Source organism: Leptolyngbya sp. FACHB-711 (genome assembly GCF_014695615.1).
Lineage (GTDB): Bacteria > Cyanobacteriota > Cyanobacteriia > Elainellales > Elainellaceae > Leptolyngbya_A.
The window spans coordinates 1-13,227 of sequence record NZ_JACJOR010000219.1 but is presented as its reverse complement, the minus strand read 5'-3'; the positions used below and the strand labels follow the sequence as shown (position 1 = coordinate 13,227).

Annotated in this window: 11 protein-coding genes and 2 pseudogenes; 6 read left to right on the top strand and 7 right to left on the bottom strand. The window is 53.3% G+C overall.

All coding sequences use genetic code 11. The annotated features are described in order from the left end of the window. Together H6F80_RS08410 and H6F80_RS08405 are read right to left on the bottom strand one after the other, a co-directional pair. Nucleotides 1-796: pseudogene (locus tag H6F80_RS08410) on the bottom strand (hypothetical protein); the annotation flags it as partial. 267 nt (nt 797-1,063) lie between these two features. Next, nucleotides 1,064-1,852 carry a PspA/IM30 family protein gene (locus H6F80_RS08405; RefSeq protein WP_190791125.1) on the bottom strand — a complete coding sequence of 263 codons (789 nt, stop codon included), beginning with the start codon at nt 1,850-1,852 and terminating at the stop codon, nt 1,064-1,066. Nucleotides 1,853-2,008: 156 nt separating this feature from the next. On the opposite strand from H6F80_RS08405, the gene H6F80_RS08400 reads away from it, so the two are divergent. Next, nucleotides 2,009-2,536 carry a DUF1643 domain-containing protein gene (locus H6F80_RS08400; protein ID WP_347277844.1) on the top strand — a complete coding sequence of 176 codons (528 nt, stop codon included), beginning with the start codon at nt 2,009-2,011 and terminating at the stop codon, nt 2,534-2,536. A 308-nt stretch (nt 2,537-2,844) separates the two neighbouring features. Beyond that, nucleotides 2,845-4,329 carry an Asp-tRNA(Asn)/Glu-tRNA(Gln) amidotransferase subunit GatB gene (gene gatB, locus H6F80_RS08395; protein ID WP_190791124.1) on the top strand — a complete coding sequence of 495 codons (1,485 nt, stop codon included), beginning with the start codon at nt 2,845-2,847 and terminating at the stop codon, nt 4,327-4,329. Nucleotides 4,330-4,412: 83 nt separating this feature from the next. Here gatB and H6F80_RS08390 read toward each other — a convergent pair whose 3' ends face one another. Together H6F80_RS08390 and H6F80_RS08385 are read right to left on the bottom strand one after the other, a co-directional pair. Beyond that, nucleotides 4,413-4,847 carry a pre-16S rRNA-processing nuclease YqgF gene (locus tag H6F80_RS08390; RefSeq protein ID WP_190791123.1) on the bottom strand — a complete coding sequence of 145 codons (435 nt, stop codon included), beginning with the start codon at nt 4,845-4,847 and terminating at the stop codon, nt 4,413-4,415. Between the two features lie 93 nt (nt 4,848-4,940). Then, nucleotides 4,941-6,359 carry a DUF3084 family protein gene (locus tag H6F80_RS08385; protein WP_190791122.1) on the bottom strand — a complete coding sequence of 473 codons (1,419 nt, stop codon included), beginning with the start codon at nt 6,357-6,359 and terminating at the stop codon, nt 4,941-4,943. A gap of 247 nt (nt 6,360-6,606) precedes the next feature. Between H6F80_RS08385 and H6F80_RS08380 the strand changes: the two genes are divergently transcribed. Then, nucleotides 6,607-8,223, top strand: coding sequence for a M16 family metallopeptidase (locus H6F80_RS08380; protein WP_190791121.1), 1,617 nt, complete (start codon nt 6,607-6,609; stop codon nt 8,221-8,223). Between the two features lie 94 nt (nt 8,224-8,317). Then, nucleotides 8,318-9,802 carry a M16 family metallopeptidase gene (locus H6F80_RS08375; RefSeq protein ID WP_190791120.1) on the top strand — a complete coding sequence of 495 codons (1,485 nt, stop codon included), beginning with the start codon at nt 8,318-8,320 and terminating at the stop codon, nt 9,800-9,802. Here the strand turns inward: H6F80_RS08375 and H6F80_RS08370 are convergent. Together H6F80_RS08370 and H6F80_RS08365 are read right to left on the bottom strand one after the other, a co-directional pair. Continuing rightward, a complete protein-coding gene (locus tag H6F80_RS08370; RefSeq protein ID WP_190791119.1) occupies nt 9,799-11,004 on the bottom strand; it encodes a GNAT family N-acetyltransferase in 1,206 nt (401 codons plus the stop codon). The genes H6F80_RS08375 and H6F80_RS08370 overlap by 4 nt on opposite strands. Before the next feature lie 81 nt (nt 11,005-11,085). Further along, nucleotides 11,086-11,805, bottom strand: a complete 720-nt coding sequence (locus H6F80_RS08365; RefSeq protein WP_190791118.1) for a RibD family protein — start codon at nt 11,803-11,805, stop codon at nt 11,086-11,088. 254 nt (nt 11,806-12,059) lie between these two features. Between H6F80_RS08365 and H6F80_RS08360 the strand changes: the two genes are divergently transcribed. Next, on the top strand, nt 12,060-12,449 hold the full coding sequence (locus tag H6F80_RS08360; protein WP_190791117.1) for a hypothetical protein: 390 nt from the start codon (nt 12,060-12,062) through the stop codon (nt 12,447-12,449). Here the strand turns inward: H6F80_RS08360 and H6F80_RS30330 are convergent. After that, nucleotides 12,422-12,553: a hypothetical protein gene (locus tag H6F80_RS30330; RefSeq protein WP_277879076.1), complete on the bottom strand. Its 132-nt coding sequence runs from the start codon at nt 12,551-12,553 to the stop codon at nt 12,422-12,424. The two genes, H6F80_RS08360 and H6F80_RS30330, sit on opposite strands and share 28 nt — an antisense overlap. A gap of 214 nt (nt 12,554-12,767) precedes the next feature. Between H6F80_RS30330 and H6F80_RS08355 the strand changes: the two are divergent. Then, a pseudogene (locus H6F80_RS08355) lies at nt 12,768-13,227 on the top strand (sensor histidine kinase); the annotation flags it as partial.

Here is a 13,227-nt window from a genome sequence, read left to right as displayed (position 1 = left end):
CCGGAACCCCTGCCCAAATTGGCGGATTCGCATCCCATAGTTCAGACGGCAAGAGGATAAAACGCGGCAGACCATCGGGCACTTTAACTCGCGCAAAACGCTCTGTTTTAGTTTCGCTATCCTGCACAATCACGCCCAGATTAAGGGTGAGATTCGAGATGTAGGGAAAGGGATGCCCCGGATCGACCGCCAGCGGCGTGAGTACGGGAAAAATGCGATTGTCGAAATATTGCTCTAGATAGCTTTGCTGTGCCAAGGTCAGATCCTGATAATCCAGCAAATAAATTCCTTGCGCGACAAGCTGGGGACGTAAGACCTGCTGAAAATGCTGCTGCTGCTGCGCCACCATCGGACGGAGCCGCTGAGCGATTAACTGCATCTGTTCTTGCGGGGTGCAGCCATCGGGCGATCGCCTCATCACCCCGGCTTCGATCTGCTGTTTAAGTGCCGCCACCCGCACCATAAAAAATTCGTCGAGGTTTGAGCAGCAGACTGCCATAAACTTGACTCGCTCTAGCAAGGGCGTACGCGGATCGATCGCCTCGTGCAGCACGCGATTGTGAAACTCTAGCCAGCTCAATTCCTGGCTGAGATAGTGCTGCGGTTCAATTGCAATTCCTTCGTTAGCGGAAACGGCAGCACTTACCTCTGGGGCAACAGCCTCTGGGGAGGGACTGGTTTGCACCGGAGCAGTCGCAGAAGAAAGTCGGGATGCAGCTTTTTTCGATCGCGGCATAATTCGGATGAAGTCGGGATGGGGAGAGAAGTCGAGATGGAGAGAAGAGTTTGTCCCCAACTAATTTTGCGGGGTAGTACGAGTAGATTGCCCGCGCTCTGGGCAAGACGTTCACACAACAACCCTATAAGGATTACCAGAATTAACGGCGGGTTGAATCGTTAAAGCTACTCAATTTGAGCTGCGAATAAACTCCAAAGGCTGGTTAAATCTCGCAGCTGGAAGAGCCGATCGAGCACTAATCAGAATATAAACAAATAGGGGCAAGGATACCTTACCCCCAAAGTTCTGTTTTTCTAAATGCAGTGCTCTTAGAGCTAATCGATCTTAGAGCTGATCAAGCTGTCGCTTCAGGTCTTCTAGCTCTGCGTCAACCGCCGGATCCTGGGGAGCAGCCGGAGCTGAGGCAGGCGCCGTCGTTTGCGTACCCGGTAACTGTGCCTGGCTAGGGGTGGAACCTGTAAGAAGCTGAGACTTGAGCGCGGCTAGCTCATCATCCACATCGCTGCCCGATTCAAGCTGGGCAAACTGACTTTCCAAATCGGCTCCTGCCAGTTCTGCCGCTGCCTGCGATCGCGCTTCCATTTGCAGCACTTTGTCTTCCATCCGCTCAAAGGCAGACATTGCGCTGCCGGTTCCCAAAGCACCCACGGTTTTCTGAAGCTGCTCGTTTGCCTTGGCTGCACTAGCTCTGGCTTTGAGCATATCTTTCTTGGTTTTTGCCTCAGAAATTTTGCCTTCCAGGGCGATCAGGTTGCGCTTCAGCGTATCTACCGTGCCCGCCTGCTGATCGAGCTGGTTCTTGAGGGCAGTCCCGGTTTCAACGTTGGTTTTTCTGCGACTTAGTGCTTCCCGTGCTAGGTTTTCGTCGCCTTTTTCCAATGCAAGCTTTGCCCGTCGCTGCCAGTTGTCTGCTTCAGAGTTGGCCTGGTTCATTTGCTGCTGGGTGCGCTTCTGGCTGGCGATCGCCGTAGCCACTGCCTGACGCAACTGCACCAGGTCTTCCTGCATATCAATAATTGCCTGATCGAGAATCTTCTCTGGATCTTCAGCCGAACTGACGGCAGCGTTTAAGTTTGCCCGAACAACGCGGCTCACACGGTCAAATAGTCCCATGACTCTCTTTCCTCTTCGGATACGAAAATTCGGTTTTAAAAAAGCAACTCCTGCGGGTTATCCTAACCGTGATCCAGGTTTTGCCCCTGAGCAACCCTATCGCCACACTCAGCAGAGAGAAGCCCTATTTGTATTGTACGCAGGGAAACCCAGCCCGTGAAAAATCCTTGCACTTCCCTTCATTCCGCTTTAGAAAAGACGATCTTGCCCAGCGGCGCAGTCTTTGACGCTACAGGTGACTATCGCTATTTACTCTGGCGCACCTGGCAAATTGATGCCCCCCGCCTCACCTTTGTCATGCTCAACCCCAGCACTGCGGATGCCGATCGCAACGATCCCACCATTCGCCGCTGCCTTCAGTTTGCTCAAACCTGGGGCTACGGTTCACTAAAGGTCGTCAATCTCTTCGGCTTCAAAGCCACCCATCCTACGGTTTTGCAGCAGGCATCTGATCCGATCGGCGCAGAAAACGATCGCCATCTCCTGAGCGCAGTTCAAGAAAGCGATCGAGTGATGATCGCCTGGGGCAACTGGGGAACCTTGGCGGGACGCGATCGAAGGGTGCTGGAGCTGATTGGAAATTATGGTGTGTATTGTTTGGGGGTAAATCGATCGGGTCAGCCGAAGCATCCGCTTTATTTGTCGGGGAAGACGGTGCCGATGCTGTATCACCAGGTTTTGTAGTCACAAGCAGCCTATCGGCAGGCTTCAAGTAAAGGAGTTTTGGTGCAATTTGCCTGATGCGATCGATTTTTCCGTGAAAAAACTTTCTCTAACATAAATTGTCTGCTGCGTCAGAATCAGCTCAGAAATGCTTGAAGGGTGATTTGTTCAATACACTCCATCGCCCCTTAAATTCCCCATCAAGGAGGGACGTTGATCGCCTAGAGGAAAGCCGTACCTACTGAAGTCCGATCGCTGGCAGCTTCTAGGCTAAAATGGAGCCGTAGTCGCCTAGACATTGGATTCTAGACACTCAAAGCACTGCGTCTATGACAACCGCCACCCCCACCAAAACTCAGTACGAAGCGATTATTGGTCTGGAAACTCACTGCCAGCTCAGGACTGATACTAAGGTTTTCTGTAACTGTTCCACCGAGTTTGGTACGCCACCCAATACCAACGTTTGCCCGATCTGCATGGGAATGCCGGGTGTGCTGCCCGTGCTGAATCAGCGGGTGCTGGAGTATGCCGTGAAAACGGGTTTGGCGCTGAACTGCCAGATTGCTGACTACAGCAAGTTCGATCGCAAACAGTATTTTTATCCTGACCTGCCCAAAAACTATCAGATTTCGCAGTATGACCTGCCGATCGCCGAACATGGCTGGCTGGAAATCGAAGTGCTCGACAAAGCAGGCAACCCGACGCGCAAGAAGATTGGCATTACGCGCCTCCACATGGAAGAAGATGCTGGAAAATTAGTTCACGCAGGCAGCGAGCGGCTCTCAGGCTCGAAGTATTCCCTCGTAGACTACAACCGCACGGGCGTACCCCTGGTCGAAATTGTGTCAGAACCAGACATTCGATCGGGTCAGGAAGCAGCGGAATATGCTCAAGAACTGCGGCGAATTGTGCGCTATCTGGGCGTGAGCGACGGCAATATGCAGGAAGGATCGCTGCGCTGCGACGTGAATATTTCCGTACGTCCAGTCGGCACAGAAAAATTTGGCACGAAGGTCGAAATCAAAAACATGAACTCCTTCAGTGCAATTCAAAAGGCGATCGAATACGAAATTGAGCGGCAAATCGAAGCGATCGAATCCGGCGAACGCATTGTGCAGGAAACTCGCCTCTGGGAAGAAGGGGCACAGCGCACCATTAGTATGCGGGTCAAAGAAGGCTCGAGCGACTACCGCTATTTCCCCGAACCAGACTTAGCCCCGATCGAAGTTAGTGCAGACCAGCGCAATGCCTGGAAAGACGAACTGCCCGAACTGCCTGCCCAAAAGCGTCACCGCTATGAGACTGAGCTGGGACTGTCCCCCTACGATGCCAAAGTGCTCACTGAGGATGGGACGATCGCTACCTACTTTGAGTCTGCGCTGGCGACGGGAGCAAGCGCGAAGCCTGCGGCAAACTGGATCATGGGTGACATTAGCGGCTATCTCAACAAAGAGAAGCTGAGCGTGAACGAGATTGCCCTGAAGCCGGAAACCCTGGCAGAAATGATTCAGCTGATTGAGTCCAACACGATCAGCAACTCTGCTGCCAAGGAAATCCTGCCGGAATTGTTGAAGGAAGGCGGCTCGGCAAAGGCATTGGTCGAAAAGAAAGGACTGGTGCAGGTGTCTGACCCAAAGGTGATCGAAGCGGCGATCGATCAAGTCCTGGCAAAGTTTCCCGACGAGCTAGAGAAATATCGGGGCGGCAAGAAGAATATGCTCGGCTTCTTTGTCGGTCAGGTCATGAAGGCAACGGGCGGCAAGGCTGATCCGAAAGTGACCAATCAACTGCTTCAGCAAAAGCTGAACGGTTAGGCGATTTATTCGAGCGAATAAAGGAGATTCGGGGCACAATCATCACCGTTTTGATGACCTGTTTTAGTGACCCGGCTCCTGCTCTAACCACTGCTCAACTGCCCCAGATATCGCTCGATTAGCAGAATCGCTACAACATCGTCGATCGCCCGCGGCGGAGTGCGGAGTCCCCGGGGCAAGAGGCGCGTCAATCCGCGGGGGGGGAACATTTGCCAGTAGCGATCGCGGGCTTCCAGGGTGCTGTAGCGTTCGTTGATCAGGACAATGCGAGGCGGATCGGTGAGTTGCTCGCTGAGCTTCTGCTTCCATTCCTTCGCGCTGGTTTGATTGCCCATGACCAGAGTCGTGATGGGGAACTGCTGCCGAAGTTGTTCAATCGTCTGAATTGCGGCTTCGGCAGCGATGACTTGGTGAAAAAACAGGGTGCGATCGACTCCAACAATAGCCACACCACATTTTTGCCGTCCGGGATCGAAGCCTAGAATCACAGGCTGAGCAGGCGCAGAGGGAACTTGCATGGATGCGGCAGCAGAAAACGACGGGAAAAACAGATTAGTTTCTAGACTTTAGACGATCGACCCAGCGAAGGAAAGAGGCAAAGGACGCGATTCTTATGGAGCTTCGGACGGTGGATCAATCGCAGGCATTTGCAGGGTACTAAACAGGGGTTGCCCATTTTGAACTGCCTGTAGCTCGATTTGCAGCGGGCCAACGGTGCTGATATCGGTGGGGGCAATGACTTGAATGTCGATCGGCTGCTCAAGCGTTTTCACCCGACCCAGAAAAGAGCGAACGGCTTCTGGATCATTGTTTGCCAGGGTTAGGGTTTCGGTCGGAATGCCTGCTCGCCCAGCGCGAAACACAACGGCAGACAGCAGCAGATTGAGTTCCTCTAACAAGTCGCTGTTGTCTTGGAGCAGGGGCGGATTGATGGTGGCAGAGGCGATGATTTCGTTTTGGCTAAAGACGCGCTCATTTAAAAACGCGGTGGCATAGACTTTGACGCAAGGTTCGCCTGCCAGCACACAGGGTTCACCCAACACATAGTTTCCCTGCGAGAGAATTCGCACCAGGTAATCGCGCCCGTCTTTGATCTGGTTTGCAAGCTGTTCGACTTCGACATTGGTAATCTGAATCACTTGCTGATTGCGATTTGTGCCGCCCGGAAACACTCTTTGCAAAGCAGAACGATTTGCCTGACGCAAAAGCTGATCGACGGCTTCGGGAGCCGCATCAGGATTGACCACGCGCAGCACGCCCAATGCCAAAGGCTGGTTCCGAAATACGGCAACATTGCCCGATCGCAGCCCTTCGTATTCCTGCCGCAGAATTTCCACATCCTGAGCCAGAAGGGTGCGCTGCTGCTCTAGTGCTTCGAGTTGGGACTGCCGGGAAGCAATTTCCTGATCACGGGCAGCAATTTGCTGGTTGCGCTGGGCAACTTGGTTCTCTGCTTGCCCGATTCGCTGAGTCAATTCTTGGCGATCGGACTGAAGCTGCTCAATTTCGTCTTGAAGCACAGCAGCTTGGCGCGAGACAGAACCTAGCAGGGTTTGCGCCTGCTCAAATCGGGACTGAATCTGCTGAAGCCGGGACTGGGTTTGCTCTAGCTGCCCCTGGGTTTGTCGCTGCCGTTCCTGAGAGGTTTGCAGCGATCGGTTAATTTGCTCTAGCTGTCGCTGGGCACCCCGTCGCTGCTGACGAGCCTCCTGTAGCCGATCTTCGACTTCTTCTTTTTCAGTGGTGGCATCTTCGAGATCCTGGCGCGTGGTTTCCAGATCATCCTGAATGTTTTGCAGCTCAAATAGCCCCGTTCGGAGCTGATCGCTGACCGCAAGCAGAACTGCCAGGGTTGAAGCGGAAATAAGTCCTCCAGTCAAAATTGTGATCAGGGTGGCGGTCTGCCGGGGTCGTAGTTTGAATAGGCTCAGACGCGCTTTGCCTACGCGCATTCCCAGACGATCGCCCACCGTGGCAATCACCCCGCCCAGAAGCAATACGGCAAAGATTAAGACCCACCCTGTGGTCATCGTTTCATTGAAGGCACGTTCCAATCCAGCCTACTGTAATTTGGGGCTGAGGTATCAGCTTGGGGTTGAGGTCACTGCCATTGAGGAGTGGCTTTTTGCTGAAAGTTGGTCTCAGAAAAGTTTGGATCAAAGTCTGGATTCAAAAACGTTGGACAGCGCAAAGTTTAATTTTCTTTTCGGCTGGCTACTCCACAAAGCCCTAGAAAACTTCTTATGCTGGTTTACTAGCGTTTCTTAACATTGATTCATGCCTTTTTTCGATCGGTTCACCCCGCTCTTTTCTTGCCTGAACCCTAAACGCATTGCTCGCATTGGGCATCCTGGGTTACGCCTGCTGGTGATGGGGTTAACGGTGTTCAGTCTGGTTTGGAGCCAGTTTATGCCTGTCGCACTGGCGCAAACCGCTTCTTCGACCAATATTCAGCCCTATATTGATCGCGTCAAAAACCAAATCACGGAATTCACGCTCGATAACGGCATGAAATTTATCGTGATGGAGCGGCATCAAGCTCCCGTGGTTGCATTTGAAACCTATGTCACGATCGGGGCTGCCTATGAGGAAGAAGGCAAAACGGGTGCAGCGCATTTTCTGGAGCATTTAGCCTTTAAGGGAACCAATCGAATTGGCACGACAAACTATCGGGCGGAGAAACCATTGCTCGATCGACTCGATCGGCTATTTGAACAGATTGAGGCAGCCAAGGCAGCAAACCGCACCGAAGAGGCAAATCGGCTTCAGCAGGAATTTGCTCAGGTGCGTCAGGAAGCCACAGCCTTTGTCAGGCAAAATGAATACGGGCAAATCGTGGAACAGGCAGGCGGCGTGGGGCTGAATGCGGCAACTTCTGCGGATGCCACGATGTATTTTTACAGCTTCCCGGCAAACAAGCTAGAACTGTGGATGTCGCTGGAGTCTGAGCGATTTCTCGATCCGGTCTTTCGCGAATTCTACGAAGAAAAGGACGTGATCCTGGAAGAACGCCGGATGAGAACCGACAATTCGCCGATCGGCAAAATGATCGAGCAATTCCTCGAAACCGCGCTGCCGGGGCATCCCTACGGTCGTCCGGTGATAGGCTCCGAGGCAGATATTCGCGGCTTGACGCGCCAAGATATTATTCAGTTTTTTGATACTTACTACACGCCGGATAACATGATTGCGACGGTGGTGGGTGACGTTGACCCCGATCGCGTAAAAGAACTGGCACAAGCATATTTTGGACGCTACAAGGTGCGATCAAGTGCGCCAGATGTGCAGGCAACCCTGCCCAAGCAAACGCAGCCCAAAGAAGTCTTGCTGCAACTGCCGACCCAACCCTGGTATATGGAGGGCTATCAGCGTCCTGCGATTACTGACCCGGATGAGGTGGTTTATCAAGTGATCAGCAGCATTTTGGGCGACGGGCGAACGGCTCGGCTTTATCAATCGCTAGTGCTGAACAACCAGTTGGCACTGGACTATAGCATTTCCAATAGTTTTCCGGGCGATCGCTACTCAAATCTAATGCTGATCTATGCGCTCACCGGGCCGGGACATACCGTTGAAGAAATTGCGGCAGTTTTTGATGCTGAATTCAATCGCCTCAAAACGGAGCCTGTCACCGCCGAAGAACTCGATCGCGTCAAAACCCAGTCCCGTGCCGGACTACTGCAAACCCTTGCCTCGAATGAGGGCATGGCAAGTTTGCTGGCTGAGTACGAAGCCAAAACAGGCTCCTGGCGCAACTTATTTGAGTTGATTCCAGCGATCGAGGCAGTTACTCCAGCCGACATTCAGCGTGTAGCACAGGCAACCTTTAGACCTGAAAAGCAAACGATCGGCAAACTGCTCTCGACGGATGCTCCGGTTCTGCCTGGACGCTGAGAGGATGTTGTACAAGTATCTTGTTTTACAGAATTCAGAGCCAAGATAGCCATTCCATTCCTTCTTCTCATAGCCCTTCTATTTCTCACCGCTCATGAAATTTTCGCTTCGCCCCTGGCTGCGCTACAGCCTGACTTCGATCGCCGTCCTGCTCACTGTAATCCTGGGATTCGGACGTGCCCCGGCTCTGGCAGTCACGCCCCGCCACTACAGTGACTTGGAACTGCCTGCTGCACCCGAGATCACCCTGCCCGAATATAGCCGCTTTGAGCTACCCAACGGACTCCGGGTTTACCTGCTCGAAGACCACGAACTGCCTCTGGTCGGCGGCACGGCAACAATCTACACAGGCGATCGGCTAGAACCTGCGGACAAGGTAGGTTTGGCAGGTATTACCGGAGCAGTGATTCGCAGCGGCGGCACAGCAGCTCACCCGCCCGACATGTTAAATCAGTTGCTAGAGCAGCGGGCAGCCTCGATCGAAACGGGCATCGATACCACCGCAGGCAGTGCAGGCTTTAGTGCCCTGAGTGAAGATCTGGAAGAAGTGTTTGGCTTGTTTGCAGAAGTGCTACGCCAGCCTGCCTTGCCTCAGGACAAGATCGATCTGGTGAAAACGCAGATTCGTGGTTCGATCGCTCGCCGCAATGACGATCCAGACTCGATCGCCCAGCGCGAGTTTAGCAAGCTGCTCTACGGAGCAGACAGTCCCTATGCTCGTACTGTTGAATACGCCACGCTGGACAATATCTCGCGGCAGGATGTGCAGCAGTTCTATCAGCAGTATTTCCACCCGAATAAGATGCTGCTCGGCATTATCGGCGACTTCGACTCGGCAAAAATGCGATCGCTGATCGAAGCAAAGCTGGGCGACTGGCAACCCGTCGGAGCAGATAAAATCGATCCGCCTCAAGCAACCCAGGCAAAGCAGGGCGGCGTATTTCTGGTTGATCAACCCCAGCTCACCCAGAGCTCAGTTCTGATGGGACATCTGGGCGGCAAGCTAAACGACCCGGACTACGCGCCGCTCACCGTGATGAATGAAGTTCTCAGTTCCTTTGGCGGACGCTTGGTGAACGAAGTGCGATCGCGGCAGGGACTCGCCTACAGCGTCTACGCTTTCTGGTCACCCACCTTTGATTATCCGGGCACGTTTACAGCAGGCGGACAAACGCGATCGGATGCCACTGTTCCCTTTATTCAATCCACGCTGGAGCAAATCGAGAAAATCCGCACCCGTCCTGTCACTGAAGCCGAACTGAGCCGAGCTAAGGACTCAGTGCTGAATGCCTTTATCTTCCGCTTCTCTACCCCTTTTGCCACCCTGTCGCGGGTCATGCGCTATGACTACTACGGCTATCCGCAGGACTTTATCTTTCAATATCAAAAGCAGGTCGAAGCGACCACTGCCGCAGACATTCAGCGAGCCGCTCAAACCCACCTTCAGCCTGACAAACTCGTAACGCTGGTGGTTGGCAACGCCAAGGACTTTACGCCACCGCTCCGCTCGATCGCCCCCAACGGTCAGGTCACCCCGATCGACATCACGATTCCGGCGGCTCTAGGGGCGAAGTCTTAGCAATCGTCCCCAACTTTCTCTAACGGATTGGTCTGCTTAAACGGCAACTCCTGGTTGATTGCGTCCATTTCCTGCTGCTCCATTTCGTTGATTTCATCAATATAGGTATGCAGGATTTGGCTCAGCCGGGGCTGATAGAGACGGTGGAGTGAATAGTTAGGGGTTGCCGCGAAGCCGCGCCGTTTTTTGTGTCGTCCGCCTGCGCCCGGATCAAAAAGCTGAATGCCGTTGGCAATGCCCCACTCGATCGGTGTGTAGTAGCAGGTGTCAAAGTGCAGATTATCAAACTCCTGCGTTGCGCCCCAGTAGCGTCCATAGAGCCGATCGCCCTTGGTTAAACAGAAGGACATCCCGATGGGGTGCTGGTTTTCTTCGGTGGAATACACACCAAACAGCACCACACGATCGAGATAGTCGGGATAAAGCTGCTCAAAAAAGCGGCGCGTCAGATATTTGCTGCCCCACCAGCCGAACTTGTCACAGGTATCGGCGTAGAAGTGGTACACATGCGACAGGAGCGATCGGCTAATCTCTTCCCCAGTAAGCGGCTGAAGCCGTAGACCGGCCTGGGAAACTGCTTTTCGTTCGCGCTTGATATTGCGCCGCTGGTTGGCATTAAACGCGCCCAGATAATCCTCAAAGCTTTGAAAGTTCTGATTTTGCCAAATATAGCTGTGGTGCAGCCAGGTAAAAAAGCCGTGTCGCTCCATGGTCGATCGCCATTCGGGATCAACGTAGAGAAAATTGCAGCCAGAAATCTTGTGCCGCATACAGAAATGATCGATCGCGTTGACCATCAGCTCGGTTAATTCATCTTCGTCCTCACCGGGCGCAATCAGAAAGCGATAGCCTTCGGCAGGCGTAAAGGGCGACATCCCCAACATTTTGGGATAGTAGGCAACCCCGAGCCGCGCCGCCAGATCTGCCCATTGATGGTCAAACACAAACTCACCATAGCTGTGGCTCTTAAGATAGAGCGGAGCCGCCGCCACAAGGGATCGATCGCGCCAGACCGTGAGATGAGTCGGCAGCCAGCCCGAGTTCGCACCGACGCTGCCCGATGTTTCCATGTTGTGCAGCCACGTCCACTCCAGAAAAGGCGTTTTGAGTGGCACAGCGATCGCATCCCATTCTGCTTGGGGAATTTCCTCGATTTTGTGAATCCACTGGACGGCGTAGCGAGGCTGGAGTTTTTCAAACATGAGGAAAAGGATGGAGGGGTGGGAGGAGTAAGGGGTAAGGAGATGGGGGAATGAGGGAGTGAGGGAGGAGCGTTCTTTACATTAGTTTAGATGAGTCTTTTGCTGGACGCGGTAGTGCAGGAACACCTCTTGATCGATCGCCTCTGCCGAGAGCAGTTCTAGCCGGGGCGCGAGATTTGCTGGAAAGCCGCTTCCTTCGACTGGGGTTGGAGCAATTGTGCCGCCAAGCAGCAACGGGCAAACGGTCAGCCAGAGTTCATGGACGCGATCGGCTGCCAGCAGAGAAGCCACCAGTTCGCCGCCGCCCATCACCAGCAGTTTATTTAGACCCAGTTCGTTGAACTGTTGAAGGACAGTATTCCAGTCAAACGGCTCAGGAAAGGGCAGAATGCGATCGAACTCAGTGCCCTCAGTCCCTTTGCAGGACTGCCAGCATTTTGCACCTGATTCGGTTGTCAGTAGCCAGCGCGGAACTCCCTGCTTGAAAAAGGGAAGTTGAGGATTGAACTCGCCCGAGGCAGAACAAACGATGTGAAAGGGCTGAGGCGGTTTGTGCTGTTGCTGCCGCTGAGCCAGCAAAGCCGGATTTTTGATCAGCAGCGTTGTGCCATACGCCCGCAGTGTCCCTGCGCCAAACAGAGCTGCATCGACTTCTGCAAGTCTGGCTTCTAGATGAGCCTTGTCCTGAGCCGAGCCGAATCGGGCAGCCGATCGATCGCGATCCGCAATTTTACCGTCTGCACTCATGGCAAGCACGACGATTGTATAGGGCAGGCGGGAGGAAGCAAACGCAGAAGTCATCAGGAGCCATCCGGAAAAACGACTGAACAACAGAATTTATACGGAATTGTGCGGCATCCGGCAGGCGATTTGCACCAGATTTCAGCCCCGTGAAGCCCCACAATCGATCGCATCAGTGAAGCTTGAATCAGGTTTTGTCAGGAGTCTAAAGGAACCATTGCCGCAGGGGAACTCTTGACCAGTATCGTCTGAGAAGTATTGTTAAGGGCGATCGTTCAAGTCATTCCCAAGACAGCAGGATTCGGGGCGGCATTATGCAGGGCATCGTTGGATTTTTGCTTCAAAACGCGCAATCGCTGTTTTTGTTGATCTTATGCGGCGTGATCGGCTGCGGAGTTTACCTTCTGGTACGGGAGCTTCAGGATCAGAAATCATTGCCTCGCCGTCAGCATTCCTCTATCCGCTCTACCCCTATCCGCTCCAGCCCTACCCGCTCCAGCCCTCAAAATCGCAGCATCAAACGAAATACTCCCGGTCGATTTCATCTAGCCCATCCCCTGCACGGCAAACTGGTTAAACTGCTGGGCGGGGATCAAAAGGCAGCTATCCGGCTGATTGCCAGCTATCAAGCCAAGTTTCCCGACAAGCCTAACCAATGGCACTACGAGAAGGCAATTTATGACTTGAGCCGCGATCGCCACTGAGCAGTCGTTTGAAGTGCGTCGAGTGCCTGTGTCTTTTCAAACCTCCCTGCTGCGGGATCGCTACTGAAGCGAGGTTTAACTTCTGAGTAAAGAATGTTCGCCACTGCACCTCGATCGCAAAAGTTTGATATTACGATTAAGCCAGTTGGTTCACGGTCTTTTTAAAAAAAGGCTTTGTGTGAGGAGAATTTGAAATTATTCCGTTTGCCTGTGGATGCCAAGCCGTCGTGATCCATTGAGTATTAATGTGGATACATTACGATGGAGTTCTGCATGTGATTGCGGAGTCGTTTTAGCACTCAAACAGCGGTTACGACTATGCTTGGTCAGTCTTCCTTCCGCCGAATACTCCTGCTGCGGATTCTCCTGCTCAGCATCCCAATTCTGTTTCTGGGGATGGCAGTCACATTTCGCAATGCTCGCACGAGCCTGCTACACACCGCCCGGTTAAACCTGGAACAGAGTGCCATTCGCAAAGCCGACACGCTGCAATCGTCGATTCAATCGCTCCAAACGACCCTCTCGGTCACGAGTCAGACTGCAATTTTAAAGTCGGGTTCGCCGACCACCGTGCAGCCCTTTTTGACGCAGGTTCAAAGCCAGTTGCCTAGCGTTCGCTGCCTTCAGCTCCGAGATTTTTCAACTCAGGTTTTGGTAGCAAGCACCTGTGGCAACCGGGTTCTGGATTTTGTACCGTCGAAAAACTGGAGCCCCAAGCGTAGCCCCGCTGAAGCCAACCAGTTTTCCCCCTTTTCGATCGTCCCCAATCGCCTGAACC

Coding starts and splice junctions, on each gene's coding strand:
- H6F80_RS08370 (WP_190791119.1), bottom strand. CDS start 11,004: ATGTTTGAAAAACTCCAGCCTCGCTACGCCGTCCAGTGGATTCACAAA.
- gatB (WP_190791124.1), top strand. CDS start 2,845: ATGACAACCGCCACCCCCACCAAAACTCAGTACGAAGCGATTATTGGT.
- H6F80_RS08365 (WP_190791118.1), bottom strand. CDS start 11,805: ATGACTTCTGCGTTTGCTTCCTCCCGCCTGCCCTATACAATCGTCGTG.
- H6F80_RS08390 (WP_190791123.1), bottom strand. CDS start 4,847: ATGCAAGTTCCCTCTGCGCCTGCTCAGCCTGTGATTCTAGGCTTCGAT.
- H6F80_RS08380 (WP_190791121.1), top strand. CDS start 6,607: ATGCCTTTTTTCGATCGGTTCACCCCGCTCTTTTCTTGCCTGAACCCT.
- H6F80_RS08385 (WP_190791122.1), bottom strand. CDS start 6,359: ATGACCACAGGGTGGGTCTTAATCTTTGCCGTATTGCTTCTGGGCGGG.
- H6F80_RS08375 (WP_190791120.1), top strand. CDS start 8,318: ATGAAATTTTCGCTTCGCCCCTGGCTGCGCTACAGCCTGACTTCGATC.
- H6F80_RS08405 (WP_190791125.1), bottom strand. CDS start 1,852: ATGGGACTATTTGACCGTGTGAGCCGCGTTGTTCGGGCAAACTTAAAC.
- H6F80_RS08360 (WP_190791117.1), top strand. CDS start 12,060: ATGCAGGGCATCGTTGGATTTTTGCTTCAAAACGCGCAATCGCTGTTT.